Here is a 26,283-nt window from a genome sequence, read left to right as displayed (position 1 = left end):
GCGACGGGGCCAGACGTCGGTCTATTCTGACAAGAATGTCAGGAAGCGGTCAGGTTCAGGACACCTTTGTTCTGTAGTCTGGAAAATGGTGCACACAGCCTGTCCAGAATGCTTGAGAGATGGATAAAAGTCCGTCTCGACCCGCGCCGCTTCTACGGAGGAGTTACCCGATGCGTTTGCTCATCGTCGAGGACGAAGAAAAGACGTCCTCTTATGTGCATCGTGGCTTGAGCGAGCTCGGCTACATCGTTGATGTCGCGACTAATGGCATCGATGGCCTGCACTACGCGCTGGAAATGGATTATGACGTCGTTATCCTGGATGTCATGTTGCCGGGCAAGGACGGCTACGGCGTGCTGCAGGGCTTGCGCCTGTACAAGAAAACCCCGGTCATCATGTTGTCGGCCAGGGGTACGGTGGATGATCGCGTCCGTGGGCTGCGAGAGGGCGCCGATGATTACCTGGCCAAACCCTTTTCATTTGCCGAACTGGTTGCGCGCATCCAGGCATTGATCCGGCGTTTCGCCGACGACACGGCCGACCCGACGCACTTGCGCATCGATGACCTCGAGGTCGACCTGCAAGCGCGCAAGGTCACCCGGGCCGGGGTGCGGCTGGACCTCACGGCCAAGGAGTTCTGTCTGTTGAGCCTGCTGGCGCGGCACCAGGGCGAGATTCTTCCCAAATTGATGATCGCCGAGCAGGTCTGGGACATGAATTTCGACAGTGATGCCAACGTGGTCGAGGTTGCGATCAAGCGTGTGCGCGCTAAAGTGGATGCGCCTTATCCTCGCAAGCTGCTGCATACGGTCCGTGGCATGGGCTATGTACTGGAAAGCCGCGAAGCCGATGGCAGGCAAAACGGTACGCCATGATGAAAGGATCGATATCCAGGCGGCTCGGCCTGATGTTTGCGCTTTCGGTCATGCTGATCACCGCGGTGAGTGCGACGCTGTTGCGCTGTTCCTTGAAGCAATCGCTCGAAGATCAGATGCAGAACGAGCTGATCCTGCGTCATTCCGTACTCGACCCCGTGCTCGCAAAATACGATTCGCCGGCGTTCTGGGTCGGCTTGCGTGAGAAGCTGGATGGCCTGACTCCCGCGGACGAGCGGGTGCGTTATTGGGTGCTGGTTGACGACCCGGCCTACAGTTATGGCGGGGCCATGCCGGACGGCCAGGATTGGTCGAAGCGCCCGGATGGATTCTCCACGGTCGAGTTACCTGACCGGCATCGTCCCATGGTGCTGCTGGTCAAGACCATCGCCGCCATGGGGAGCCGGCCGGAGTTGCGCTTTATCGTGGGGCTCGATTCAACGCCGTTCATGAAGACCTTGGACCAATTCACCAAGATGCTGATCCTGATTTCGGCGCTGGGCGTTGTGCTGGTGGCATTGCTCGGTTACTGGATCGCGCGTTTTGGCCTGGGGCCGGTCAGGCGCCTGAGCCGTCAGGCCAACAGCCTGCCGCCGGGGGATTCGAAGCAGCGACTGGACACCGAGGCGCTGCCAAGCGAATTGCAGGAGTTGGCGGTGTCGTTCAACGGCGCCTTGGCTCGCCAGGAAGCGGCCTGGTGCCAGCTCGAAGGGTTCAATGCCAATGTGGCCCACGAGCTGCGAACGCCGTTGACCAACCTGATCGGGCAGACCCAGGTTGCGTTGGCCCACGGGCGGGACGTGAATGAGCTTCAGGATCTGTTGCAGTCCAACCTCGAAGAGCTGGAGCGGATGGGCACCATCGTCAATGACATGCTGTTCCTGGCGGGTGCCGAAAGTGGGCAGCGGGCGACCGAGCTCAGTGATGTCTCGCTTTATGAAGAGGCGTCGAAGACGGTGGAATACCTTGAGCCTGTCTTGCATGACAAACAGCTGAACGTGGTGATCAAAGGCGACATGCGCGTATGCATCGACCGACGCCTGTTTCACCGCTCCCTCGCCAATCTGATACAAAACGCGGCGCGATACGCGGTGCCGGAGAGCGTCATCATCGTCCGCCTGGAAAGCCATGGCATGCAGGCCCAGGTGAGCGTTTCCAATGCAGGCGAGCCTATCGACAACGTGCATCTGGAGCATTTGTTCGAACGCTTCTATCGCGCCGACGCCGCCAGGGCCCGGAGCGACGCGCACCATGGCCTGGGGCTTTCCATTGTGCGGGCCGTGGCGTCCATGCACGGTGGACGAGTGTTTGCCCACAGCAAGGATGGGCTCAATACCTTCGGATTTTCCCTGACGAGCCAAGCGGCGCGCTAGTTGCGTCTTAGCGAACGCCGGTGTTTCCCCAACATCGGCGTTTGACATCTTCCTGTCAGTCAGCAGTCACCTTGACGTCAGTGTCCCCCTCCTAGAGTGCTAAGACCATCCCGGTAAAGGCAGTCATGGAGACCATCATGAATATCCAAAACCTGTCGATCGCCAGTCTGCTGGCCGTCATCACGTTGAGCGGTTCACCTCTGTTCGCCAAAGAAAACACGGAACCACCGGCTTACGAGTATGGCATGCCGCTGGACATCGCCCACGCCATTCGCATCGAGGCACCGAGCTCGCAAGTGTGTGAGGTTGTGCGGGCAAAAATGACCTATGTGGATACGCAAGGGCAAACCCGCCAAGTCAGCTTTCTGCAACTGGCTGAGGCGTGTTCCATCCAGTGATCGCCGGTCGTGTCGGTTCATTGTTTCAAATAGAGGATTCAACCATGTGGAACACAGCAACCCCCGCAATCGGCCTTCTGAACACCATAAACCCGTTGATGAGACTGGTCCGGGCACTTGTCGCCGGTGTCGCGCTGCTCAGTGCCGTAAGTATCGAAGCATCGGCTCGTGTCGCACCGAAACCCGACTGGTCGACCAACGACATGCCGTCTCAGAAGGGCCGAATCGTCTTGGTCACCGGCGGCACCAGCGGCATGGGTTATGAGGATGCGCTGGCACTTGCCCGTGCCGGCGCGCAGGTGATTATCGCTGCTCGCAATCCAGAGCGCGGCGCACAGGCCATTGCACGCATTCAACAGGCGGTGCCCGATGCCAAGGTGCAGTTCGAGGCCGTGGACCTGGCCAACCTTTCATCCGTGCGCGACCTGGCCCAGCGTCTTAATCAGAGGCTGCCGCGCCTCGACGTGTTGATCAACAATGCCGCCATCATGGCGCCGTCCGAACGAGGTACATCAGCCGATGGTTTCGAACTTCAGTTAGCAACCAATTACCTGGGGCACTTCGCGTTGACCGGCCTGCTGGTGCCGCTCCTGCGTCAAAGCCAGGACGCACGCGTGGTGAGCCTTTCAAGCATTGCAGCGACCCGTGGCGCGATGAACTTCGATGACCTACAGGCCAACCAGAAGTACGACCCGTATGCGACATACGCGCAATCGAAACTGGCCATCCTGCATTGGGCGTTCGCGTTGCAGCGACGCAGCGATGCCGAAAATTGGGGCATTCGTAGCATCGCCGCGCACCCCGGCGTTGCCGTAACCGAGTTGGTCGAACGCGGCCCCGGCCTCAACAGTGAATTCGGCCAGCGCTGGGCCCAGGACCGCGACGCCTACCACTCAGCGGCACAAGGGGCGTTGCCCACGCTGTATGCCGCCACCGCTAAGCAGGCCGTCGGCGGCGCCTATTACGGCCCGACCGGAGACCAGGAAAAACGCGGCCCGCTGGGTTTTGCCAAAACGCCTGCCGCAGCAACCAGGGAGGCGGATTCCGATCGGCTTTGGGCCGTCTCCGAACGGCTGACCGGCGTCACCTACCCCTGATGCAACCTTGGGCGCGGGTGTCCGTCCCGTGCCCACCCTCTGGCCTGTTGCCGCCTTCCTGGAGCTCCCATGAGTACGCCTTCCTATCTGCACCGGCTGAGCCTCGCCCTTAATGCCCGCGACGGTGAGCTGCGTCCGGCGTTGTACGGATTCCTGCTGTTCCTGTGCCTCTTTACCGGTTACTTCATGCTGCGCCCGATCCGCGAATCGATGGGCATCGCGGCGGGCGTGGAGAATCTGCAATGGCTGTTTACCGCGACCTTCCTGGTCATGCTGGCGGCGGTTCCGATGTTCGCCTGGCTCAGTTCCCGGGTACCGCGCTTGCGCCTCATCGATTGGGTGTACGGCTTCTTCGGCATCAATCTGCTGATGTTCGTCGAGTTCTTCCAGTTCCAGCCGGACAGTGTCTGGCTGGCCCGGGTCTTTTACGTCTGGATCTCGGTTTATAACCTGTTCGTCGTGTCCGTGGCCTGGAGCTTGATGGCGGATGTATTCGACAGCGAGCAGGCCAAGCGTTTATTTGCCTTCATCGCTGCCGGCGCCAGCATCGGCGGTTTGCTGGGGCCGGCCCTGAGCGCGCTGCTCATCGATACCCTCGGCGCCTCTGGGTTGATGCTGCTGGCGGCCTTGTTGCTCGGGGCCACGCTGGTCTTGAAGCGGGCGTTGATGAGATGGCGCGAGGAGGGTGGGGCAGGCCGACCGGGTGCCGCGCCGACGCAAAGCCCTCGGCAGCCACTGCGCGGCAACCCGTTCAGCGGCTTGACGACCGTGCTCAGATCACCTTACCTGCTGGGGATCGCCGGGTTCGTGGTGCTGTTGGCGACCGTCAGCACCTTTCTGTATTTCGAGCAGGCGCGCCTGGTGGCCGAGCACTATCCGGATCGCGAATCGCAAGTTCGCATCTTTGGCACCATCGACATCATCGTGCAGGCGGGCGCGTTGCTGTCCCAGCTGTTCATCACCGGCCGTATCGCACCGAAGCTGGGGGTACGCGCGTTGCTGGCCATCGTGCCGTTGCTCATGTCCATCGGCTTCCTGGGCCTGGCGTTGGCGCCCGGGTTTGCGCTGCTTACGACGTTGATGATCGTACGACGAATCGGCGAGTACGCGTTCGTCCGGCCGGGCAGGGAAATGCTCTTCGCACCCTTGGACGCCGAGAGTAAATACAAGGCGAAGAACTTCATCGACACCGTGGTTTATCGCGCCGGTGACGCCATGAGTGGCTGGGCCAAGAGCCTGCTTGACATGCTGGGGCAGGGCGCCGGCCTGGCCGCGATGATTGGCGCGTGTTGCGCGTTGCTGTGGGGTTACTTGGGCTGGCAATTGGGACGGCAGGCCGATTATGCCGCTTCGCGGGAACTACGCCTGGCAATTATCTCGGCCAGGGCATGAAGATTTTTTATTCTCCATCGCATCCTTACAGTGAGAGGTGATACAGATGACTCTAAAAAACAGCGTACTGGCAGTAGGTGCGGTCATTGCCTTTTCGGTTTTCCCCACAGCCTTCGCGGGCGAACAAAACTCGTTGATCGGCACCTGGCGCATGATCAGCGCAACGGTTGAGCACCAGGGCAGTAGCTCGGATGCTTATGGACCCAATCCTCATGGCTGGCTCGTTTTCACCCCGGAGTTGACGTTTGTTGAAGTGCTCACGGATCCACGCGTGCCGCCGTTTCGCTCCAACGTGCGTGGCGAAGGCACCGATGAGGAAAACCGCGCAGCCATGCTCGGTAGCATCGGTTTCTTTGGACGATATACCGTTAACCAGAACGGCGAGTTCACGGGCAACACCGTCGAAGGATCTACGTTTCCAAACTGGGTGGGCGCTGTGCGTACCCAGGATGACTTGCAACTGAAGGTTGACGGCGACCGGATGGTGGAAGATTTTCGGCGCCCGGATGGGATGAAGGTTCACATCGTCTGGGAGCGTGTAAAGTAGCTTCGAAGCATCTTCCATACTTCTCGTGAGACAGGGCGGTTCCAGCGCTCTGTCGAATACATTCATTTCCTGGCCAATCCCCGGCAGCTCTGAGTGGAGTGGCGGTGCTGCTGAAATCTCTATAGTGTCGCAATGGCCGGCCCCGGTGGGGCGATACCCAAGGTGCGGTTGATCTCGACCCAGCGCAGCGCCACGTCCGCCCTGGCCTGTACCTGGCTGCGCTGCACGTCGAACAGGCTGCGTTCGGCATCCAGCACTTCCAGCATGGAAACCGTACCGGCGGCATATTGCTGCTTGGCGAGGTCGACAGCGCGCACGGCAGCAACCGTCGCCTGGTCGAGATTGCCCTGTCGCTCGACACCTTGGTTGTAAGCCTGGAACGCGGTGTGCACCTCTCGCAAGGCCTGCAGCAGGCTCGACTTGTAGGCGAGCCTGGCCTGTTCGTGTCGAGCATCGCCGGCTTCGATGCGTGAGCTGATGCGGCCGAAGTCGAACAACGGCTGAAACAGTTGAGTACTCAGCGCCCAGGTCGAAGCGCCGGCGCCTTGCTCGAAACCGGACAGCAGCCCCAATGTCAGTTGCGGGTAACGCGCTGCCTTTTCCGCTGCCAGAAACTCACCGGCCGCCTGCAAGCGTTGCTCGGCCGCACGCACGTCCGGCCGTTCGCGCAGTACCTCCACAGGTACCGAGGACAACGAAAGGGCGGAGGGGGATGGCGGTACTGCCGCCGGATCCTCACCAGCCAGCAGCCGATCGACCACGGACTGCTCACTGGCCAGCAGATAAGCGAGGTTGTAACGAGCGGTCTCCGCCTGTTGCCGAGCGACCGGTACCTCGGCCAGGGTGACAGCCACTTGGGACTCGATGCGCTCCAGATCCAGACGGTTGCTGGTGCCCTGTTCCAAGCGAGCCCGGGTGACATCCGCGGTTTGTTTCTGTGCGGTGCTGGCCTCGCTGGCAATCTGTTCCACTCGCCGCGCCAGACGGTATTGCAAGTAATTGTTGGCCACCTCGGCCATCAGGCTGATACGCAGGCTCAGATAGTCCTGTTGCGAGGCCTTCAACTGCGCATCGGCTTCATTACGCAGAGCCTTGAGACGACCAAACAGATCCACTTCCCAGCTCAGGTCCATGCCGTAGAAGTAGTCCTCATTGGTGCCGTTCAGTGCTGTGCGTGAGCGATCGTAGTTCGCCGCCAAGCCAATATCGGGATACCGTTGGGCCGCAGCCAAGCGCCGCTGAGCCCGGACCTCCCGAACTCGTTCCACGGCGCTGGCCAGATCCAGGTTGTTGCGCAACGCCGACTCCATGAGGCTATTGAGTGCAGGATCGTTGAAGCCTTCCCACCAGCGCGGCAACTGAGTGGCAAGAGAGGGCGCGAGGTCTTGGCCATGCATCTGGTCACCTGCGGTTGGGGAACCCTCCTGCATGGGGCTGCTGCACCCTGCCAGCGCGGACAGCAGGGCCAAGGTCATGAGCGAGGTTCGGTTTATCATGCGCTGTGCTCCAGGCCGGCAACCGGCTGACCTTTGCGTCGGTGGAACAGATTGTCGAGTGTCAGGAACACCACCGGTGTGGTGAGCAGCGTCAACACCTGGCTGAGCATCAGGCCACCGACGATTGCAACCCCGAGCGGCTCACGCAGCTCGGCGCCGGTACCGAAGGCCATCATCAGGGGCACGGCACCGAGCAGGGCTGCCAGAGTTGTCATGAGAATCGGCCGGAAACGCGCCAGGCATGCTTGATGGATGGCATCTCGGGCGGACAGGTTGCGTTCACGCTGGGCGTGGATGGCGAAATCAATCAGCAGAATGCCGTTTTTCTTGACGATGCCGATCAACAGGATCAGGCCAATCAGGGCCATGATCGAAAAGTCCAACTGCCAGGCCCACAGCAGCACGATGGCGCCAATACCTGCCGACGGCAGGGTCGAAAGAATAGTCAGCGGATGCACCAGGCTTTCATAGAGAACGCCAAGGATGATGTAGACCGCCACCAGCGCGGCCAGAATCAGAAACGGTTGGCTGGCCAGGGACGACTGGAACGCCTGGGCCGATCCCTGGAAGGTACCGCTCACCGAGATTGGCATGCCGATGTCCCGCTCTATGTCCTGCAGTGCGCTCACCGCCTGCCCCAGAGCAACACCGGGAGCGAGATTGAAGGACAGGTTGGCCGCTGGCAGCATGCCGTTATGGTTGATCACCACCGGGCCACTTGACGGCGGCTCGATCCGGGCAAATGTCAGGAGCGGGACCATCTGGCCGGTCTGCGGTGAACGCAGGTGGAAGTAGCTAAGGCTTTCGGCATTGCCACGCTGTGCCGTACTCAGTTCGAGCACCACCTGGTACTGATTGACCTCGGTCTGGTATTCGCTGATCTGTCGTTGCCCGAAGGCATCGTAAAGCGCGTTGTCCAGGTCCTGGGCGGTGAAGCCATAACGTGCAGCCTCGTCACGATCCAGGGTGATGCGGGTGATGTTGGCATCCAGTTGCAGGTCATGGGAGACATCGCGAAACAGTGGGTTGGCCCGCAGGCGATCGGCCAGTGTGGTGGCCCAGGTCGCCAGTTCGGCACTGCTCTGCGCGCGCAACACGTATTGATACTGGGCCCGGGGCTGGCCAGCACTGAGGTTGATGTCTTGCACGGCGCGCAGGAACACCTGGATCCCGGGAACCTGTGCCAGTTGTGGACGTAACCGATCAATGACCTGGCTGACCGTCGCGTCACGCTCCCCGGGATCGTTCAATACCAACCAGACCCGGCCATTGCCGATCGAGTCCGTAGTGCTGCCACCGACGGCGTGGTTATAGCTGATGACCGCCGGATCCTTGCTGAAGATCGCTTCCAGTTGCTTGTGCTTTTCAACCATCTCATCGTAGGAGATATCGGCAGATGCCTGGGTGAAGCCCTGGATGAAGGCCGTGTCCTGCAGAGGAAAGAAGCCTTTGGGGATCATGATGAAGCTGGCCACGCTGAGCATCACACTGGCAAAAAACACGCCGAGCATGATGCGCTGGTGCCCAAGCGCCCAACTCAAGGCGCGATCGTAGACTGTGAGCAAGCTGCCGAAGAAACCTTTGTCGGACTCGCCGTGATGGTTGGGGGCTTTCATGAACAGAGAGGCCAGGGTAGGGGCCAGGGTCAGGCAGACCAGGACTGAAATCACGATGGCAGCAGTGGCGGTCAAGGCGAATTCGCGGAACAACCGTCCGATCACGCCGCCCATGAAGAGCAGGGGGATAAAGGCGGCAATCAGCGACACGCTGATAGACACCACGGTGAAGCCGATTTCGCTGATGCCCTTGAGCGCCGCGGTACGCTTGTTCTCGCCCAGTTCCAGGTGACGGTGGATGTTTTCGATCACCACGATGGCGTCGTCGACGATGAAACCGACTGCAATCACGATGGCCACCAGCGTCAAATTGTTCAGGCTGAACCCGGCCAGGTACATCACCGCGCACGTCGACACCAGCGAGACACCAAGCACGATGGTGACGATTAACGTGGCCGACCACTGCCGCAGGAACAGCGCCATCACCCCTATGACCAGGACGATCGCGATGCCCAGCGTCAACTCCACTTCATGCAAGGAGGAGCGAATGGTGCGAGTGCGGTCGTTCAGCACTTCGACCGTCATGTCCGCCGGCAAGGACGCCTTGAGGCGGGGAAGGGCTTGCAGGATGCGATCCGCGGTGGCAACGATATTGGCCCCCGGCTGACGCCGGATTACCAGGGCCACGCCGGATTCGCCATTGGGCCAGCTTTGCGTGTAGTCGTCCTCCGACCCGAGGGTAACCCGGGCCAGGTCGCGTACCCGCACAGCCGAACCATTGCGATAAGTGACGATGACATCGTCATATTCCCGGGGCTCGAACAGTTGATCATTGACCTCCAGATTGGAAACCCGGTGCCCACCGAACAGAGCGCCCTTGGGCAGATTGACGCTGGCCGTCTGCACTGCCGAGCGGATGTCCGCCAGTGTTACCCCGGCCGCGGCGAGGACTTCCGGGCGGGCCTGGATACGGATCGCCGGACGACGTTCACCCACTACGTTGATCAGGCCCACCCCTTCGAGTTGACTGAGCTGACGCGAGAGCACGGTATCGGCCAGGTCGCTGACCTCGATCAGCGGCAGGTTGGCCGAATAGGCGCTGAGAATCAGGATCGGGCTGTCAGCTGGATTGACCTTGCGCCATACCGGCAGGCTCGGCATGTCGCTGGGCAAACGCGCCGACGCCGTATTGATCGCCGCCTGGACTTCCTGGGCGGCGGCGTCGATGTTTTTATCCAGCGTGAACTGCAGCGTCAGGGTCAACATGCTCAACGAGCTAGCCGAGGTCATCTCGGTAATACCGGGGATCGAGCTCAGTTCAACTTCCAACGGTGTCGCCACTGAAGAGGCCATGGTCTCGGCACTGGCGCCAGGCAGTGTCGCGGTGATCTGGATCGTCGGAAAATCAGCTTCCGGCAGTGGCGCAATGGACAGACGCGGATAGGCAATCACCCCAAGCAACACCAAGGCGAAGCTCAACAGGATGGTGCCGATGGGATGGTCCATGCACCAGGCGTAGACATTGCGGCGGGCCATCACAAGACTCCTCCGCTGGCGACAGTGGAGTGAACCGCATCGTCAGGCTCGAGTATGTGCACCTCGGTTCCGGGGCGCAGCCGCGAGTAGCCGTCGTCGACGATCCGGTCACCCGCTACGATGCCCTCGACCACTGCGATCTCCGCGTCTGCATAGGTGACCCGTACCGGTTGTGGGGATGCCTTGCCGTCCCGGACGCGCCAGACAAAGGTGGATTGCGCGCCTTGGCGCAAGGCACGCTGGGGCACCACCAGTGCTTCGCGCAAGGTCGCTGCCTGCAGGTTGACCACCACCGATTGGTCCGGCCACAGACGTCCTTGTGCGTTGGCGAAATTGCCTTTGATCCGTACCGTCCCGGTGGCGTCGGAAACCCGGTTGTCGATCAGGCCCAGGCGACCCTCGCCCAGCAGCGCACCACCGTCGCCCGAGTAAGCGCGCAGGATCACCGGTGCTTGTCCCGAGCCAGCAACCAGTGCTTGCAACTGTGGCAGGAGCGCCTGGGGAAGGGCGGCCTCGATACTGATCGGGTCCAGTTGCACCACGGAGAACAATGCCAGCGCGTCACTCGCCCGGACGTAGCTGCCTTCATGGAAGTTACGGATACCGACCCGACCATCGGTAGGGGACAGAATCCGTGTGTAGGACAGTTGCACCTGGTTGGCGGAGACAGTCGCCTGCTGACTCTGCACCGTTGCATGCAGTTGGGCGACCAGTGCCTGCTGCTGGTCAAGGGTCTGTGCGGAAACCGCTTGGGTCGTGGCTAGGGCCCGATAGCGCTTGAGATCAACGTTTGCCGAAGCCAGTTGGGCCTGGGCCACGGCCAGTTGGGCCTTGGCTTGCTCCAGGGCGGCGACTATGGCGCGATCATCAATCCGAGCCAGAAGATCGCCACGCTTGACCCGTTGCCCCTCTTTGACAGGCAACTCGAGCAATAAACCGTCGACCTGCGAGCGGATTTCCACGCTGTGCAGGGAACGTACGTTGCCGATCGCGTGAATCAACACCGGGACGTCTTGATGTTGTACCTCGAACGCACTGACCGGTACGGAGGGCGGGGTCGCGGTCACGGCTGCCGCGGACTGGCCCGGCCACAACCAGTAAGTCCAGCCACCCAGGGTCAACAGGCTGCCGAGTGTCAGAGATACACTGAAAAAGGTTCTGGATATCTTGGATTGCGACATGACGGCGACTTCCCTGAAGGATTTAGAGTTCGCGCCCGAGCAGGCGGTCCAGCGAGTGGCGGCCGGCCCCCCTGAAGGCGATGTAGATGAAGAGAAACGCCATCAGGACCGGGTACTCGATGCCGCGATCGATCCAGGGCCAGGTCGGACCAAGGATGTAGGCGATTGCCGCCATCTGCAGGGCCATGGCCACCGCGAGTACCCGGGTTGCCAGCCCCAGCGCCAGTAACAATCCGCCGAGTCCTTCAAGCCAGGCGACGAACAGGCCGAAGAGTTCGGGCGCAGGGAGATGCAAGATGCTTTCGATCAAGCGGATCGAACCCGCCATGGGGTCGGCCATGGAGCCGTGTGAGGTTCCCAACAGCTTGGGCAGGCCATGGGTCAGCATGACGATGCCCAGGCATAACCTCAGCAACGCGTAGGCGAGGGGTTCGCCCCATTGATAAAAAGTGCCCAGGGCCGGGATCAGCAGTTTCGGTTGCAATTGCGCATCTGAGGAATGAGAGGTCGATTTCATCTGAGGTTGTCCTGGCATTGTTCAATGGGGCCGGTGCAAGTGCGTCGAACCGCTGTTACAACGAAGCGCGCACCGACCCGGTATTGTGGGGCGCTGTTTGCCAGTGGATAAATCCGCATAAACTGCCATGGCTATTCATCTCGGATAAACAATCGCTGATGGGCAGACACACCTGCTCCAGAAAGCCCCGAAAAGGGTGGCGTAGGGCGCTATAACCGTGACCGACAAGCTAGACAGCCAGGTGGCGGGTCCTGATTCAGAGCTTGCCCAGCGCTTGTATGCAGACTTTGTCGAGAGGAGGGCGCTTTGTCGCAAAATGTCGGGAAGGAGGCCTGGGTGACATTTTGCGCAAGCGCTGAGGCATTGCTCCGTGCTTGGAGCAAAGAAGAAGGGGGTTAGCGGGTCAGTGGAAGATTAATCAGGGCACGCATGCCCGCATCCAGATTGTTCAAGCTGATGTCACCTCCATGGTGACGCACTATGGCCCGGGCGATGGACAGGCCCAGGCCAATGCCTCCCGTATCGCGACTGCGGGAGTCCTCCAGCCGGAAGAACGGGGCGAACACTTGTTCCCGGGCATGGTTCGGGATGCCCGGTCCGTCATCCTCGATGATGATGTCGATACCTTCCATGGCGTGGTGGATACTGACCCGAGCCTGTTCGCCATACCTGACGGCATTTTCGATGAGGTTACGCAGCGCTCTGCGCAGGGCGTCGGGTCGGCAGCGGTAGATGATCTTCGGACCGCCCATATAGCTGACCTGCATACCCAGCTCCGCAAGATCGTCACACAGGCTTTCAACCAGCGCCGAAACATCTACCGCACGGGTCGCTTCAACCGTCGCTTCTTCACGTGCATAGGCGATGGCAGCCTCGGTCATGCTGCGGATCTCCTCGATGGTCGCGAGCATTTTCTCCTGGACCTCAGGGTCGGTGACGAACTCCGCGCGCAAGCGCAGTGATGTGATCGGTGTGCGCAAATCGTGACCGATGGCCGCGAGCATCCGGGTCCGGTCGTCAACGAAGCGTTGGATACGTGCCTGCATGCGGTTAAAGGCTTCTACTGTTTGCCGGATGTCATCGGGGCCCGACTCCGGCAGATGCGGAACTGATTCGCCACGTCCCAACAACTCGGCTGCCGCCGCCAGGTGTCGCATCGGACGGGTAATGCCCCGCGCGACCACAATCGCTATCAGGGAGAGTGCAAGTGCGGTGATCGCCAATGACAACAACGATTGCAGGGTCAGCGGTGAATTGGGTATCGATTTGGCATACACCGCATTCAGCCAGACGTCGTCGGCGAGCCGTACGGCCAGTCCTGATCCGTTCGCGGCCTCCAGGGGCAGGTACAGGGCAGGACGGGAGAGCGGCCAGGAGGTGGAGGGCAGTTGGCTCCAGACCAAACCTGATTCGATCGCCTGCGAAGGCACTGCGGTCAGTTTTGTTGATACTTCCCGTTCCTCGGCATCCCCCGGCGCCGCCGTGCGGTTGGGTAATGGCTTGAGCAGTTGTGCACGCGCGTCCTGCCACCAGGACGAGGCGTCCCTGGGGGCTTCGGTCGAGATCCAGAACCGGCTGTAGTTGGTCCCGCTGACATTCAGGATATCGCTGTGCAACGCCGACGGTGTGCTCTCCAGCAGGAGTGTCAGTGAGGCGGTGCGGCTGAAAAATTCGCTTTTGGCAGCGCTACGCAGTGCCTGCCCACGCTCATCCCAGGAGATCAGGAAACCCGCGCCTTGGGACAGCGCCAGGGCCAGCAATAACAACAGGATGAAACGCGCGGCGAGGCTGCGTTGCCAGATACCCATCATGCCCGCTCGATCTGGGCCGTGAAGCTGTAGCCTCCGCCCCAGTGTGTTTTGATCAAGGCCGGGTTGCGCGGATCGACTTCGATTTTCTTGCGCAAACGGCTGACCTGGTTATCGATGCTTCGGTCAAAGTAGTCCGAGGTACGGCCAACTGTCAGATCCAGCAACTGGTCGCGACTGAGCACGATGCCCGAGTGATCGAGAAACACGTTCAGCAGCCGAAACTCTGCGGTGCTTAAAGGAATGGCGACACCATCGGTTCCCAGCAACTCCCGGCGGCCGACATTGAGCACCCAATGATCGAAGCGCAGCACCTTCGACTTGGAAATACCGCGCTGCGGAGGCAGGCTGTTGACCCTGCGCAGCACGGCTTTGATTCGTGCCAGCAACTCTCTGGGATTGAAGGGCTTGGAGAGGTAATCGTCCGCTCCCAGTTCCAAGCCGATGATGCGGTCCAGCTCTTCGGTCATCGCGGTGAGGAAGATGATCGGGATGTCGGTGCTGCTACGCAGTTGGCGGCAGACTGTCAGCCCGTCTTCTCCAGGCATCATGACGTCGAGAATAATCAGGTCCGGTGCACTGCGTTCCATCAACCTTCGCAGCGCCGCCGAACTTTCAGCCATGCTGATCCGATAACCATGTTGCCCGAGGTACTTGCCGACCAGATCGCGGATATCGCGATGGTCGTCGACAACAATGATGTGGGGGGACGACTCCATCGGAAACTCCATGTGCCATAAACCGTGCAGGCAGGGTATGCGCAGATTCTTGAGTATTTCACGCACCTGCGAAAGTCCCCGGCCCGGCGGGTTTTCAACTATTTCTTATCAATCTGTGCCCGTTGAGCTGTGTGTGATATTTCGCGACAAACGGCTAGGCAACGGGCATCGATTGTCCGTAGAGAGTGACCTCTTTCAGTGCGGATGCTGCTCCAGGTGCTGGCGCAACAGGCTCTGGCCGTAGTCGTTGCCATTGGGCGTGCGCACTACCGCATGTACATGCTGATGATCGGTGAATGTGCCGTGGATCTCGTCGAACTCGATGAGGATCACAGGGCTGAAAATCCGATAGTAGATTCGACCATCATCACGCTCCCGGGCGACAAACCATGTGTCGTCGAGATGTGCCCGGACCTCATCCATGGCAATGTCCGCGTGGCCTTCACGCAGATTGCCGACAAAGTTTTCGATCAAGGCGGCCAGCGCCTGACGCTGGCTGCCCTGCAACTCATTGCCGCGTATGCCTTCTTGTGGAACCTTGGCATTGTCGTTGCCGGCTCCCGAGATGAACGACTGCCAACCGTGCAGGCGGGCCTTCTTAGCCTGCTCCGGGTTCAGAGAGGCGAGAAAGTCCTTGGCGCCACTACGTTCAACCTGCAGCACGGACAACCCCTGATAACGTGGCGGTAGTGCCGCGTCAGGCGGACTGTACATGGGCTCTGAACCCCAGAAAGTCGGACTCATCACCACTTGATCGCCGAGAATGAAGTAGTTGATGACCAGATGGTGTCCTTCGAACTGAAACCCCCAGGGTTCGTTATCCGAAGGGCGGCCGAACAGCGCCAAGTAGTACTCGTCCTCGTTGAAACTGCGGGTGTCGCCGGTGATGACGCCCAGCACATGGTTCAACTTGATGATGTCCTCGCTGAGTTTCAGTCCCTTGGCGCTGAGCGACTGGCGCAGCAGCTCAAAGACATCGGCGCGGCTGGTCACAGACAGATCCCCCAGGCGTAGGCCAAGGCGCCCACTGGAGCGGTGGAAGTTGCTCCATACCCGCCATTGTTCACTGTCCACCGCGAAACTCGCCTGCTGTCTCTGTGGCGCGCTCAAGCCATCCAGCAGGTGGGTGGTGGCCTCGGCGATCGCTTGCGTACTGACGCCGGTGGATTTGCGTTTGTGCAGCGACGGATCCACGCGTTCGTCGTAAGCGATACCCCTGTAGGGTTCGATCGCCGAAGAGACCGGGCTGGCCAGGAACAAAAAGGCTGTGATGGTGGAAAGTGTGGTTCCGCCCAGCCTGCGTAGATGCCTGCCTTGTTCCGCTAGAAAACGCTTCATGGCTGCGTCGCTCCAGACGTCAGACTAACCGCTGACACTCGCTGCTTGAGCTTGCGAATGAACGCGCGCATGGCCGGGTCGATGTCCGCGAACAGTGGATCGTAACGGTTTGCCAGCATCACCGCGCTGAACAGTTTCACCCCGATCGCCAGCGCGGCGGTCGAGGCAGGTGCATAGCTCAGGCCAGCCTGGAGCAGCTCGACGATATGCAACAGGTCGTCATGGTTGACGAATTCGAACTGCAGGGCAGGGGGAGCGCCCTCGCTCTGCTCATCCAAGGGCTGGATGCTGATTTGATAATGATTGGCCTTCATCGCTGCCTCTCACAAGACGGATTCGAAATGACATGTGCGCCGCCATGGCGCGCCTCAGGCGAAACCACCGCCGGCACGAATGACCTGGGCATTTAGCGAGGCACCATCCTCACCACAAAAGTAATTCTGATTGCTTCCAGGGGATGGATAAATGCGGAATAACTGGCAAGACTATTTACCTCTCACCAACAATAGGGCGCTACACGGTGGACAAATTCGACGCCTTGCAACTCTTCATCCGTATCATCGAGCAGGGCAGCTTCACCCGTGCCGCCAATGCCCTGAACATCCCACGAGCCACTGCTACCCTGGCTATCAAGGAGCTGGAACGACAGCTCGGTGCACGCCTGCTCGAGCGTACGACGCGGCAGGTTCGGCCAACGCTGGATGGCCAGGCATTCTATGAGCGTTGCAAGCGTATTCTTGGGGATCTGGAAGATGCCGAGTCTTCGCTCAGCACGGTACTGGCAAATCCACGTGGCACGTTGCGCCTGGATCTGCACGGCTCGCATGCGACCCAGATCATCTTGCCGAACATCCAGGACTTCCATCAGCGCTATCCCGAAATCAACCTGGCGATCAGTAGTGGTGATCGGCTGGTGGACTTGGTGAGCGAAGGCGTCGATTGTGTAGTGCGTGCAGGTAACCCGCGCGATTCGTCACTGGTAGCCAAGCGCCTGGCGTTGATGCCGGAGGTCGTTTGTGCAAGTCCCGGCTATCTGGCGGAGCACGGCACACCGACATCCCCCGAGCAGCTAGGCGAGCACCAGGCGGTGGGGTTTTTTGCCAGTAATCACGACATTCGTTATCCCTTCAGTTTTCTCATCGACGGCCAGGTCGTCGATCAGGAACTGGGTGGCTGGATATCGGTGAATGATGCTGAGTGCTACAGGAGTTGCGCGCTCAGCGGTTGTGGCCTGATCCAGGTTCCACGGTTTCGCGTGGAGCAATACCTGGCAACGGGGCAGTTGGTGGAGGTCCTGGGGGACTGGCCCAGCGCCGGACTGCCGGTCTCGGTGCTGTATCCTTATCATCGCCAGCTTTCCCCCAGGTTGAAGGTCTTTGTCGAGTGGGTGAGCGGGTTGTATGCCCAGCGCTTCGGGCCCTTGACCTGAGAAGAGCAGGGCCTGCTTTCCAGATTCTGCTTTATGCATGGCTTGAGAGGCGTAACGGCAACTCTCGCAAGCGCTGGCCCGTCAGGGCGAACAGCGCGTTGGCCACTGCCGGTGCCACTGGCGGCGTCGCCGGTTCGCCCACTCCGCCGGGCCCCTCGGTGCTGGGGAGGACATGCACCTCGATCTGCGGCATCTCATTCATGCGCAATACCCGATAATCGTGGAAGTTGGACTGCTGGACGCGTCCCTCCTTGATACTTATCTGCCCGAACAGCGCCGCGCTCAGTCCGAAGACGATAGCGCCTTCCATCTGCGCCTTGATGTTGTCCGGGTTGACCGGGATTCCGCAGTCGATCGCACAGACCACACGGTGGACACGGATCTCGTCACGCTCAATGGATATCTCCACCGCCTGAGCGCAGAAACTTCCGAAGGACTGGTGCACGGCAATACCCTGGCCCCGACCAGCCGCTGCCTTACGCCCCCAACCAAAGCGTTCAGCGGCGAGGTTCAACACCCCCAGGTGACGGGGTTCAGTCTTGAGCAGCAAGCGTCGATAGGCCAATGGATCTTGGCCGGCTGCATGCGCCAGTTCATCAACCGCGCTTTCCATGACAAACGCATTATGGCTGTGTCCAACCGAGCGCCAGTACCACACGGGAACGTTGGAGCGGGGCGAGTGCGCTTCGACTCGATAGGCAGGGGTGTGCTTGATGTAGGGCGAGTCGCTCATCCCTTCGATTGATGTCGGGTGAATACCCTCGGCATCGGGGAATATCGACTGGCCGGCACTGGTCTGCGACCAAGACAGCGGTTGGCCGTCACGACCCAGGCCTACCTTGAGACGTTGCGCGAAGGCTGAGCGGTAATAGCCGCCCTGCATATCATTTTCGCGACTCCAGAGGGTCTTCACCGGCACTCCCGCGGCCTTGGCGACCTGTACCGCCTCCGCTACGAAGTCCTGTACGGCGCGTCTGCCGAAACCACCGCCCAGGAAGGTGGTGTGGATGCGTATTTGTTCCGGGGCCAGGCCGGTGATTTTTGCGGCGGTTCGTTGATTGAAGGTTTGCATCTGGCTACCAACCCAGATGTCGCAACCGTCGGCACTGAGCCTCACCGTGCAGTTCAGCGGCTCCATGGCCGCGTGCGCGAGGTAGGGCACGCAATACTGCATCTCGACCACTTTATGCGCAGCCTTTTGGGCTTCCTCGACGTCACCGTTCTGTGTCGCGACCAGTCCGGGGGTATGAGTCAGCCTGACGAGATCCTCGCGTTGCCGATCACTGTCGAAGATGACGGCACCGCTCGCAGCTTCCCATTCCACCTGCAGCACATCGCAACCTCTCTTGGCCGCCCAGTAGTGATCAGCGATCACAGCGATACCGCTGGGGATCTGAACCACGTTGCGCACTCCGGGGAGCGCCCGGGCCTGAGTCGCATCGAAGGCACGCACAGTGCCGCCTAGCATCGGCGCACGAGCTACCACCGCACACAGCAAACCGTCGAGTTGAATGTCGATACCGTACTGCGCACGACCGCTGATTTTCTCTGGCGAGTCCAGACGCAAGGCACCTTTGCCGATCAGCGTCCAGGCACCAGGTTCTTTCAAGGTGAGGGTGGCAGGGTCCGGAGCCGGAAGGAGGGCGGCCTGTTCGGCCAGCTCACCATAGCGCAAACGGGTATTACCGATGATGACCACACCATTTTCGGTACGCAATGCACTGGGCGCTTGCCCAAGGCGAATGGCCGCGGCCTGGATCAGCAGGGTGCGGGCCATTGCACCGGCCCGACGGTAGCGTTCGAACTCTTCGCGAATGCTGGATGAACCGACGGTGGCCTGAAACCCTCGTTGAGGGCTGGCGTACGCCGCAGCCGCTGGCGCATGTTCGACCTTGAGTCGACTCCAATCGGCATCCAGCTCTTCGGCGATGAGCATCGTCAGGGTGGTCCAGACTCCCTGGCCCATTTCAGAGTGAGCCAGCAGGATGGTAACGCTGTCGTCCGGCGCGATTCGCAGAAAGGCATTGGGCGCGAATTCGGAGTCTGTGGTCTGAGCCATCAGGCGTTTGGCGCCGGGAACCGAGAAGCCGACGATCAGCCCACTGCCGAGCACCGCACCAGACTTGAGAAAACCGCGACGAGAGGGGACAAGAACGGGGTTCATCAGAGAACTCCTTAGCTGGAATAGGGCCGATGGAAGAGAGGGCGAAACGTCAGCTCTTGCTTAACTCGGCAGCGCGATGAATCGCGTTACGAATACGCTGGTAAGTACCGCAACGGCATATATTCCCGGCCATGGCCTGATCGATATCGGCATCGGTGGGGGTGGGGTTGCTCGCTAACAACGCCGCGGCGCTCATGATTTGGCCAGACTGGCAGTAACCGCACTGGACTACATCAAGTTCGGCCCAGGCACGCTGTACCGGATGGCTGACATCTGCTGATAGACCTTCGATCGTGGTGATCTTTTTGCCAGTCACGGCACCGACCGGCATGACACAACTACGCTGTGGCGAACCATCGATATGCACGGTGCAGGCGCCACATAGGGCCATCCCGCAGCCGAACTTGGTGCCGGTCATGTGCATGAGATCACGCAGTACCCATAACAGCGGCATGTCGGTTGGTGCGTCCACTTCTAGTTCCTGTCCATTGACCTGTAGCTTCATCGTTAGCTCCTGTTTGCGACCGCAAAGATCCGCTATGACAGGCAACAGGCCGCACTTGGCTCGGTTACTGTCGATCATGGTTAACGGATGGCCGCAATGCTGTTGGGGGCATAGGGATTGAGACGAAGCTTACAAGTCGCGCGCTCCGATCATAAAGACAGGAGAATTGAATGGTCTGTGCAGGGGGGACTAACAATCAGGAGGGACACCAAAGAAGGATTCGCCTTGAACATGAAGGACATGGCCCGATGAGAGAGTGGACGTCAGAAGTGGGTTAGTAGAATCAGTACGAATGCATCCGCCTTAAAATCATAAACACGCTGTTTAACATAATATACATTACACGTACCAACAGATATTCCACACAGGCCATCTCCCAGGCACATTTGAAAACTCAGTCACATCCCTCGACCACATTCCCCAGGATCTTCTCAGTACGCCGAACCAACCTTGACCCCAAACCTGGTAGTAATCGCGTTTTCTTGAGGTCTCGACTCCATAGGGTTCACTTTACTTCTCGCTTCATACGTTTTTCTCGAGATCACTTCGGCACGCTTGTCAACCGTTCAATGCCTCTGCGTCACCATCCTAGATTTGAATGTTCCTTTGAAAGAGCTTGGAGACGTTGAGAAAGTCATTCAGGAATCGACGTTTGTAAGTTTGCTTCCATGTTCCATGAAACCACGCTTCTCTAAACATGCCGAAGAAATCGGACAAGTGGTTCTAAAAGTTTGCTGGAAGCGAACATGGATGCTTGGCATCAAGGAAGTAATCTGAGATGCATGGCATCAAATCTGAGGCGCGACACCTTTAATGTTTAATGCGTCAAACTCCAATATATTCCTTAACTACCGCATATCGAGTTCAGGTGGATGATCAGGTCATCGAGGATACATTTTTTGCCATCCCTCCAAGCGGATCGGCGCCATTGGGTAACTGGACACCCTTCGTACCTTTCGATTTAGCTTGCCGATATCGCCGCCACTGCGGTCTAGCCGTCTTGCGTCCTAGATTCTGAGCAGAGCCCATGCCAACATCGATTACAGCAGCCATCTGGAGATTTTTATCGCTATTAAATGACTGCTTTGAAAAAGCATAATCCAGGTTTCCGTTACCCTTCGCCGCTGCTTCGTACTATCATGGGATCCATAGCATTGCCTCCATATAACTCAACTAAATATTCATTTAGTTGAGTTGGGTGGTAATACTTTATTGAAGTAGATTTCAAGGTTTCATCTGAGGCTCAGACCCCGCCGGCTCTGATCTTTCTATCACGCGCTCTTTGTCCTCCGCATTCAGCAGCGCAATGATTTCGCTCGGACTAAATCCGTACTGAAGCGCTAAGTGATCGAGCTCCCCGAGAAACCTTAAGCAATCCGCCACTCCCGGATCCTCCATCAGTTCGCAGGACAAGCGATAACGCAGCCCGATGTCCTGATTCAGCTCGATCAGCCGGCCCAGCTTCTGATGGATCGTTTTGCCTTGGCTCTCACCCATCTTCATGCCCCCCTTTCTACCCGGGCCTCACCCTCGATCAGGCTGAAGATGTGCCTCAAACGCGATACGGTTAGGTTCGGTGCAAGCTCTAGATCTCCCCTCAACATCAGCAGTTCCACCACATCCTGAGAGGTAAACCCAAATTTTTGCATCAGCCCCTGAAGCTTTCCGTAGAATTCCACGTCCTGCGCATAGCCTGGATCCTGCTGGAGCGTATCAATCCGCTGCCTGAGCGTTTCGATCTGCTTTTCTGCGAGGCGGATGCCGACTAAACCGTGTGGTGAGGGGCTCATAAGGACTCCGATGCTTGACCTTCGTGATCGGTTGGGGAGAGTGTACTGCACCACCCTCCCCCCTAGTACCGCCCGTCTGATTCAAAATCCAGATTGTTGCAACCTTGGTAACTCAAACCTGGCGTTAAAACGGGGCTCAATAGATTTTTACAGATTTAGGCACAATGCCAAAAATCCGTAGGCGCCCTGCAATATTTGTGGCTCCAACCAAGGGCTGCTTTAAGCATATATTGAAAGAGAAAAACTGCTCAAAAATTGGCCTCCATGCCGTCGGGCCGAAAATTTAGTTCCCGCTGCGATGACGCCCACCACATCTGAGCCGAATGTCTTGGTCGCTCGAAGACCCGTACGGTTGCGAGAGATCGACCATCCCAATAATTGACCTTTGGCGTCTCTGGTTGCTATGCCGAACCGTCGTTTCGGCCAAATTGGATTCAAAGCCAGCGCCTCCTCATAGACCTGAAGTGCTTCCGTGACCTAAGCCTAGTCACGCCCGTTGCTCCATTCGTATCCTGGAAAGACCTAGAACGATAAGAACGAGAAGGAGCGTATCCCATGCCAAAAGCAATGTTCACCTTTCGCACAGTCAATTCCCCCAACGGTAGTCGCGAGGTCTGTACCCATGGCATCGAGAAGAACGAGAGCCGCCAGCTCAGTAATTTTCAGGCGCTCGGTTACCTGCTTCGCTGGGTTGATGCGCTATCCGAAGATCCGGCAGATCTAGCAGGGTCAATCGGAGCCATGTTGGGTTTCGATGCGGAGGTCGCAGCGTTGGGGTTTGAACCCTTCGACCCGGTGCACATACTGTCTGCGCCGACCTGGAAAGACCGCATGCGTACAGCTTGGTGCGTGATCGGTGCGGCCGAGAGAACCAAAGCCCTGCAGCTTGATTACGACACGCTACAAAATTACTGGCCCAATACAGATTTCTGTAGCTCAGACTGGGATGCCGAGGTCGAGCGATGGGTAGCTCAACTGGCTGCGTTCGATGTTAGCTGTGAATTTAATATTTGCTCGGTGGTGGGGAACCCTCCTCGGCCTCGATTGGAGTTCAGGATCTCATAGCTGACCCCACGGCCCTGGGGCTGACAGGCCTGTAAGCAACGAACCGGTTGGGAGCAGAATACTTGATTTTCTGACCGGCATCGCAACTGCTGCCTGAACCTACAAAGTCACTTTGGTGATCTAAATTGCTGCTCCGTCCTGGACATAGTCAAACGTCCAGTCAGCAAGGCCCTCGCATCCATGAGCCAGATAGTCTGGTGGTGTAACTACTCTTGGATCAGTCCCTACTGACAGTGCAGCAAACCCGGCGCCCTGGGCCGATGGGAGTAAACCGTCCCACCAGGAGATTCGAATAGCATGATTCTCACAGGCCAGAGAAAGCCGCATCAGCATATCCTCAAGCTTTGCCCCTCTGTTAAAGCCTTCCTGCATGGACTCGCGCACCCACTGGCAGGATTGGTCGCTCGACTCATGCCAGGCGAGCACATACGCCCATCCGTCCTGCGTGGGGGCGGTAAAGAATGTCAGTAAGTCGAGCGCCTTTGTCTCTGGCCCGAGATCCTGAAGCTTGCGACCAAGAAAGTCATAATCAGGGAAAAGCAGCCCTGAGTCCTGCACCGAGCAAGGGGAGCTCGACCGAAAAACGATGAATCGGAACTCCGCGAAATTGCCTTCTGAGATCGCCGCATCGTAGATGAGCTTGTGTCGGTGGAGGTGTTGAAAACCAAATGCCTGCCCTTGAGCTGAGTCCACCAGCAACTGGCGGTTTGCCTGAGGTACGTCAGGGTGGTCGATCATCGCTGCTAGAGAGCGTGCGGCATTTTCTTTGACGAAATACTCACGACAAATGCTGCGATAGGCATAGAGAGCTATCTGTTCGTGATCGAATGCCAGTGGTCTGTCATCGATTGGTGCGAACAACCTATTGTCGTGATGCTTGCACATACCACGGAAGGTGGACACCTTGTTGATGCCCACTTTCTTCAGTTGAGGCTTACCCCCGGTTGATTTCAACATGGTGAGATCGGCGGACAGCTGGTAGACATGACCTTGCTCTACGATCAGGTTGAGCTGGCCACCCTTCTGAATTGAGTGCGCGGAGATGATGGCGTCGCAGCGGCCCCCATTTTCGTAGTGAAGGCACCGCCCCCTGTTGCGCTGCTGCGCCATTGCTGTCTGATGCGCATGAGTGAAGGACATGTCGGTCTCTATTGAGGTGTGAACTGGAGTAGCACTTGTTTCAGAATTGCGATCGCTGCTGAGGCTGTAGCCCTCATTCACAGGCTTGGCGTAATCGCTCTGCGAAGAGTGGCAGGAAAAGCGCGGATTCAGCTACCTGCCACCAGACCTTGTTTTCATGGTCGTCGGTGGCTGCTAGCAGATCGTGGGCCAGAAAGACTTCAAACCCCGCCCGGGCGACCTTGTCCTCGGCGCTGAACTCGTAAAGCCCCGCTTGGACAAGCAGCTTTTTGACGATCAGGGGTAATAGCCAGGCGGAGAAAATGAGGTGGTTATGGCGAGGCCAGATGCTTCCCTTCTCACCATTTGCGGGGCCATGAGCTGCGGCGTTGCGAGCGGCACAGAAATCATGAACCCAGGCGTCGAGCGGGCGATTTACGTTTTTGTCCCAATGCTCGCGCCACCAAGCTTCGTCCAGACTCCCTTTATGCCAGATGGGCTGATTCGGTAGCTCATCGAAGTGTTCGTTGATCGCCCTGCGGAAGGCAGCTTTGTCATGTGGGACGTTGAGCAGCGTATCTATGGCAACCCTCATCAGGATCAGCTCGGATCGCTCATCCATGGATGGGGCATCGGTGTTGGCCCTAAGAAAGGACACTATCGCCTCGTCTATGCGTTCCTTTAGTTCCCCGTCAGGTAGTTTGAGCAGAGCTTCGAGCAGTGGCGTGTCGATCGAGATCCCCGCGCGATTGTCGACGTGGTACGGCCGAATGAACTTGAGCCCTCCACTCCCCGCCAGCATGTTTTGCGTTCCACCGTCACGCCGACGGGTGGTCATACAGGATTGAGCCGGTGAGGCGATATCAAATCGCTGCGCGACGACCTGGAGTGTGTCGGCGTTGTAGTACTCGAAGGCTGAGCATAGCGATCGGCCTGCCAAGGCTGAGAACGCAAGATAGGAACTCTGCACCAAGCGCTGCTGGATCTGGACGTCCGAAACCTCCATGCCAGGTGTGTCATCGTTCCAGATGACAAGCGCTGCCTGATGGACTGGATGAGAGGGCTGAGAACCGAGTTCCCGGTCGCCGTAGTTGCCGAGGACACCGTCGAAAGCTGCTTGCGGGATGCCCAGAAGCTCGCCAGGTAGCCGCCCACGTTCGTAAGGCATCAAGCAAATGTCAGCGATCCGCAACTCTTCAGCAGCCGCTACCCAAGGTAGAAAGAACACGACTGCCATAACTACCCTCCCTTCACTTGGCCATGGGCTGAATGATCTTAGCTCACCCTGGAATGATCAACTGGGTCTGATGCCTTCCTCTGCATTGGGCGTTTCGTGACGTCTTGTCGAAGGCGAAGCAGAAGGGAATCCGCGGCTCTCGTAGTCTATCCGTTCACCTGTGTAGCCAGTGATCGCGAAAAGAATTTCGTAGAATAATTTGAGGACACCCTCGATACACACGCTCACGTTGAGCGCAGCCGACTCGATGCCTGCTTGCCAAGCCCTATTCAGCTTGTTCCAGTTGTCGTAGTACACCACCCCGTCTTGTTCAAGAAACTCGACAAAGAGATTGAAGATCTGCCCGAAAAAGTCCGAGGCGCATCTGAAGGGAATTTCAACTGGTGGAGGAAGCTGTTGGTTGCTTAACTGGACGTCCGTTGAATACAGCTGAACGGTGGAGACGCCCTGATAGATCTTCTCGGTAACGCCTAGCTGCAGGCGAACGCCGCTCAACACGTTCAGTGCCTTGCTGATTGCTCGGCAAAACTCGTCACTCAGATGGCCTTCCAGCACCGACACATCGCATCCTGACTCATCCCTGGTGATAGTGACAGTAGATTCGCCGCAGAGGAATTCCAGTCCAGGCGCAACATGCAGCTGGGGTGCTGGGAAGTGATGGTCGTGAAAATAGATCTGGTGAAGTGTATTCGGGGCGCTTCCGCTAAACGGGTGTTGAGAGCTGAGGAACTCTATAGAGCCTTCGACCACGCAGAATTCAGAACGGTAGTTGCCGCCAGAGGTATCAACCCCCTCGGCCGTCCAGATCTTGCCATTCAAATCCTGCCCTTCAAAATCGAAAAGAGAGTCCAGGTTGATCAGCTCCCCCGCCTGGCCCGAGAAGCTCATGGCCATGTGTCGGTTTGCTTCATCACCGACACAGGTGTGGTAGACAACGTACCTTAGATGGCCCTTATCAAGGTGGACATGACCAGACCCTTTGAAAACGATGGGGTTGGCAGCGTGCCGCTGAGTCAAGGTGATACTGCGGAAATGCAGTACCATTTCCCCTCTTAGGTATGCTTCAACGTCGACGCCATGAGCCTTGGTCATTCAGGATAGATCCTTCTCTACAGTAAAAATATGCGCCGGCGCGCGCTCG

General features: G+C 58.6%; 23 protein-coding genes. 8 read left to right on the top strand and 15 right to left on the bottom strand.

Translation table 11 applies throughout. The features are described 5' to 3' along the window. Positions 1 to 170 precede the first annotated feature (170 nt). The 6 genes from GN234_RS03200 to GN234_RS03175 all read left to right on the top strand — a co-directional run bounded on the left by GN234_RS03200 (position 171) and on the right by GN234_RS03175 (position 5,682). Positions 171 to 875 (top strand): heavy metal response regulator transcription factor, encoded by a 705-nt coding sequence (locus GN234_RS03200; protein WP_109754108.1) that lies wholly within the window; start codon positions 171 to 173, stop codon positions 873 to 875. 32 nt (positions 876 to 907) lie between these two features. Beyond that, positions 908 to 2,248 (top strand): heavy metal sensor histidine kinase, encoded by a 1,341-nt coding sequence (locus tag GN234_RS03195; protein WP_233459525.1) that lies wholly within the window; start codon positions 908 to 910, stop codon positions 2,246 to 2,248. 137 nt (positions 2,249 to 2,385) lie between these two features. Further along, positions 2,386 to 2,646 (top strand): DUF2790 domain-containing protein, encoded by a 261-nt coding sequence (locus GN234_RS03190; protein ID WP_109754110.1) that lies wholly within the window; start codon positions 2,386 to 2,388, stop codon positions 2,644 to 2,646. A 44-nt stretch (positions 2,647 to 2,690) separates the two neighbouring features. After that, the gene (locus tag GN234_RS03185; RefSeq protein WP_176687860.1) at positions 2,691 to 3,743 is read left to right on the top strand and encodes an oxidoreductase; all 1,053 of its coding nucleotides are present in this window, start codon (positions 2,691 to 2,693) and stop codon (positions 3,741 to 3,743) included. A 69-nt stretch (positions 3,744 to 3,812) separates the two neighbouring features. Next, complete coding sequence (locus tag GN234_RS03180) at positions 3,813 to 5,135, top strand: NTP/NDP exchange transporter (protein ID WP_109754112.1); 1,323 nt, start codon at positions 3,813 to 3,815, stop codon at positions 5,133 to 5,135. Positions 5,136 to 5,181: 46 nt separating this feature from the next. After that, on the top strand, positions 5,182 to 5,682 hold the full coding sequence (locus GN234_RS03175; RefSeq protein WP_109754113.1) for a lipocalin-like domain-containing protein: 501 nt from the start codon (positions 5,182 to 5,184) through the stop codon (positions 5,680 to 5,682). Positions 5,683 to 5,801: 119 nt separating this feature from the next. Here the strand turns inward: GN234_RS03175 and GN234_RS03170 are convergent, their stop codons facing one another. From GN234_RS03170 to GN234_RS03135, 8 genes are all read right to left on the bottom strand, one after another. After that, a complete protein-coding gene (locus tag GN234_RS03170) occupies positions 5,802 to 7,178 on the bottom strand; it encodes an efflux transporter outer membrane subunit (RefSeq protein ID WP_176687859.1) in 1,377 nt (458 codons plus the stop codon). Beyond that, positions 7,175 to 10,273, bottom strand: a complete 3,099-nt coding sequence (locus GN234_RS03165; protein WP_370873678.1) for an efflux RND transporter permease subunit — start codon at positions 10,271 to 10,273, stop codon at positions 7,175 to 7,177. The genes GN234_RS03170 and GN234_RS03165 overlap by 4 nt, the downstream gene beginning before the upstream one ends. Next, positions 10,270 to 11,451 (bottom strand): efflux RND transporter periplasmic adaptor subunit, encoded by a 1,182-nt coding sequence (locus GN234_RS03160; protein WP_176687858.1) that lies wholly within the window; start codon positions 11,449 to 11,451, stop codon positions 10,270 to 10,272. The genes GN234_RS03165 and GN234_RS03160 overlap by 4 nt, the downstream gene beginning before the upstream one ends. A gap of 22 nt (positions 11,452 to 11,473) precedes the next feature. Continuing rightward, on the bottom strand, positions 11,474 to 11,968 hold the full coding sequence (locus GN234_RS03155; protein ID WP_163858663.1) for a DoxX family protein: 495 nt from the start codon (positions 11,966 to 11,968) through the stop codon (positions 11,474 to 11,476). A gap of 395 nt (positions 11,969 to 12,363) precedes the next feature. After that, positions 12,364 to 13,779 (bottom strand): ATP-binding protein, encoded by a 1,416-nt coding sequence (locus GN234_RS03150; protein WP_163858661.1) that lies wholly within the window; start codon positions 13,777 to 13,779, stop codon positions 12,364 to 12,366. Beyond that, positions 13,776 to 14,495, bottom strand: a complete 720-nt coding sequence (locus GN234_RS03145; protein WP_134926628.1) for a response regulator — start codon at positions 14,493 to 14,495, stop codon at positions 13,776 to 13,778. Before GN234_RS03145 ends, GN234_RS03150 begins: the two co-directional genes overlap by 4 nt. Before the next feature lie 195 nt (positions 14,496 to 14,690). Beyond that, the gene (locus tag GN234_RS03140; RefSeq protein ID WP_176687857.1) at positions 14,691 to 15,833 is read right to left on the bottom strand and encodes a DUF3500 domain-containing protein; all 1,143 of its coding nucleotides are present in this window, start codon (positions 15,831 to 15,833) and stop codon (positions 14,691 to 14,693) included. Next, positions 15,830 to 16,147, bottom strand: a complete 318-nt coding sequence (locus GN234_RS03135) for a DUF3861 domain-containing protein (RefSeq protein WP_163858657.1) — start codon at positions 16,145 to 16,147, stop codon at positions 15,830 to 15,832. The genes GN234_RS03140 and GN234_RS03135 overlap by 4 nt, the downstream gene beginning before the upstream one ends. A 206-nt stretch (positions 16,148 to 16,353) precedes the next feature. Here GN234_RS03135 and GN234_RS03130 point away from each other — a divergent pair, with 206 nt between their 5' ends. Then, positions 16,354 to 17,262, top strand: coding sequence for a LysR family transcriptional regulator (locus GN234_RS03130; RefSeq protein ID WP_176687856.1), 909 nt, complete (start codon positions 16,354 to 16,356; stop codon positions 17,260 to 17,262). 31 nt (positions 17,263 to 17,293) lie between these two features. Here GN234_RS03130 and GN234_RS03125 read toward each other — a convergent pair whose 3' ends face one another. The 4 genes from GN234_RS03125 to GN234_RS03110 form a co-directional block, all read right to left on the bottom strand. Continuing rightward, positions 17,294 to 19,426 carry a xanthine dehydrogenase family protein molybdopterin-binding subunit gene (locus GN234_RS03125; RefSeq protein WP_176687855.1) on the bottom strand — a complete coding sequence of 711 codons (2,133 nt, stop codon included), beginning with the start codon at positions 19,424 to 19,426 and terminating at the stop codon, positions 17,294 to 17,296. A 49-nt stretch (positions 19,427 to 19,475) separates the two neighbouring features. Next, positions 19,476 to 19,931 carry a (2Fe-2S)-binding protein gene (locus GN234_RS03120; protein ID WP_116832454.1) on the bottom strand — a complete coding sequence of 152 codons (456 nt, stop codon included), beginning with the start codon at positions 19,929 to 19,931 and terminating at the stop codon, positions 19,476 to 19,478. A 1,224-nt stretch (positions 19,932 to 21,155) separates the two neighbouring features. Further along, positions 21,156 to 21,434, bottom strand: a complete 279-nt coding sequence (locus GN234_RS03115; protein ID WP_176687854.1) for a hypothetical protein — start codon at positions 21,432 to 21,434, stop codon at positions 21,156 to 21,158. Then, positions 21,431 to 21,721, bottom strand: coding sequence for a hypothetical protein (locus tag GN234_RS03110; protein WP_167655374.1), 291 nt, complete (start codon positions 21,719 to 21,721; stop codon positions 21,431 to 21,433). Before GN234_RS03110 ends, GN234_RS03115 begins: the two co-directional genes overlap by 4 nt. A 555-nt stretch (positions 21,722 to 22,276) precedes the next feature. Here GN234_RS03110 and GN234_RS03105 point away from each other — a divergent pair. Beyond that, entirely contained in the window at positions 22,277 to 22,786 is a 510-nt protein-coding gene (locus GN234_RS03105; RefSeq protein WP_176687853.1) for a hypothetical protein, read from the top strand. Between the two features lie 120 nt (positions 22,787 to 22,906). On the opposite strand, the gene GN234_RS03100 is transcribed toward GN234_RS03105, so the two are convergent. From GN234_RS03100 to GN234_RS03090, 3 genes are all read right to left on the bottom strand, one after another. Further along, positions 22,907 to 23,926 (bottom strand): hypothetical protein, encoded by a 1,020-nt coding sequence (locus tag GN234_RS03100; RefSeq protein ID WP_176687852.1) that lies wholly within the window; start codon positions 23,924 to 23,926, stop codon positions 22,907 to 22,909. 73 nt (positions 23,927 to 23,999) lie between these two features. Next, entirely contained in the window at positions 24,000 to 25,142 is a 1,143-nt protein-coding gene (locus tag GN234_RS03095) for a hypothetical protein (protein ID WP_176687851.1), read from the bottom strand. Positions 25,143 to 25,199: 57 nt separating this feature from the next. After that, a complete protein-coding gene (locus GN234_RS03090) occupies positions 25,200 to 26,234 on the bottom strand; it encodes a hypothetical protein (RefSeq protein ID WP_176687850.1) in 1,035 nt (344 codons plus the stop codon). Between the last annotated feature and the right edge of the window lie 49 nt (positions 26,235 to 26,283).

Source organism: Pseudomonas bijieensis, from assembly GCF_013347965.1.
Lineage (GTDB): Bacteria > Pseudomonadota > Gammaproteobacteria > Pseudomonadales > Pseudomonadaceae > Aquipseudomonas > Aquipseudomonas bijieensis.
This window is presented reverse-complemented; position numbering and strand designations above follow the sequence as displayed.

What these genes read in the sequence shown, in the direction of transcription:
- GN234_RS03100 (WP_176687852.1), bottom strand. Translation starts at nt 23,926, where the DNA reads ATGTCCTTCACTCATGCGCATCAGACAGCAATGGCGCAGCAGCGCAAC.
- GN234_RS03185 (WP_176687860.1), top strand. Translation starts at nt 2,691, where the DNA reads ATGTGGAACACAGCAACCCCCGCAATCGGCCTTCTGAACACCATAAAC.
- GN234_RS03150 (WP_163858661.1), bottom strand. Translation starts at nt 13,779, where the DNA reads ATGATGGGTATCTGGCAACGCAGCCTCGCCGCGCGTTTCATCCTGTTG.
- GN234_RS03120 (WP_116832454.1), bottom strand. Translation starts at nt 19,931, where the DNA reads ATGAAGCTACAGGTCAATGGACAGGAACTAGAAGTGGACGCACCAACC.
- GN234_RS03095 (WP_176687851.1), bottom strand. Translation starts at nt 25,142, where the DNA reads ATGGCAGTCGTGTTCTTTCTACCTTGGGTAGCGGCTGCTGAAGAGTTG.
- GN234_RS03175 (WP_109754113.1), top strand. Translation starts at nt 5,182, where the DNA reads ATGACTCTAAAAAACAGCGTACTGGCAGTAGGTGCGGTCATTGCCTTT.
- GN234_RS03145 (WP_134926628.1), bottom strand. Translation starts at nt 14,495, where the DNA reads ATGGAGTCGTCCCCCCACATCATTGTTGTCGACGACCATCGCGATATC.
- GN234_RS03115 (WP_176687854.1), bottom strand. Translation starts at nt 21,434, where the DNA reads ATGAAGATGGGTGAGAGCCAAGGCAAAACGATCCATCAGAAGCTGGGC.
- GN234_RS03180 (WP_109754112.1), top strand. Translation starts at nt 3,813, where the DNA reads ATGAGTACGCCTTCCTATCTGCACCGGCTGAGCCTCGCCCTTAATGCC.
- GN234_RS03170 (WP_176687859.1), bottom strand. Translation starts at nt 7,178, where the DNA reads ATGATAAACCGAACCTCGCTCATGACCTTGGCCCTGCTGTCCGCGCTG.
- GN234_RS03110 (WP_167655374.1), bottom strand. Translation starts at nt 21,721, where the DNA reads ATGAGCCCCTCACCACACGGTTTAGTCGGCATCCGCCTCGCAGAAAAG.
- GN234_RS03200 (WP_109754108.1), top strand. Translation starts at nt 171, where the DNA reads ATGCGTTTGCTCATCGTCGAGGACGAAGAAAAGACGTCCTCTTATGTG.
- GN234_RS03160 (WP_176687858.1), bottom strand. Translation starts at nt 11,451, where the DNA reads ATGTCGCAATCCAAGATATCCAGAACCTTTTTCAGTGTATCTCTGACA.
- GN234_RS03155 (WP_163858663.1), bottom strand. Translation starts at nt 11,968, where the DNA reads ATGAAATCGACCTCTCATTCCTCAGATGCGCAATTGCAACCGAAACTG.
- GN234_RS03105 (WP_176687853.1), top strand. Translation starts at nt 22,277, where the DNA reads ATGCCAAAAGCAATGTTCACCTTTCGCACAGTCAATTCCCCCAACGGT.
- GN234_RS03090 (WP_176687850.1), bottom strand. Translation starts at nt 26,234, where the DNA reads ATGACCAAGGCTCATGGCGTCGACGTTGAAGCATACCTAAGAGGGGAA.
- GN234_RS03140 (WP_176687857.1), bottom strand. Translation starts at nt 15,833, where the DNA reads ATGAAGCGTTTTCTAGCGGAACAAGGCAGGCATCTACGCAGGCTGGGC.
- GN234_RS03125 (WP_176687855.1), bottom strand. Translation starts at nt 19,426, where the DNA reads ATGAACCCCGTTCTTGTCCCCTCTCGTCGCGGTTTTCTCAAGTCTGGT.
- GN234_RS03135 (WP_163858657.1), bottom strand. Translation starts at nt 16,147, where the DNA reads ATGAAGGCCAATCATTATCAAATCAGCATCCAGCCCTTGGATGAGCAG.
- GN234_RS03195 (WP_233459525.1), top strand. Translation starts at nt 908, where the DNA reads ATGTTTGCGCTTTCGGTCATGCTGATCACCGCGGTGAGTGCGACGCTG.
- GN234_RS03190 (WP_109754110.1), top strand. Translation starts at nt 2,386, where the DNA reads ATGAATATCCAAAACCTGTCGATCGCCAGTCTGCTGGCCGTCATCACG.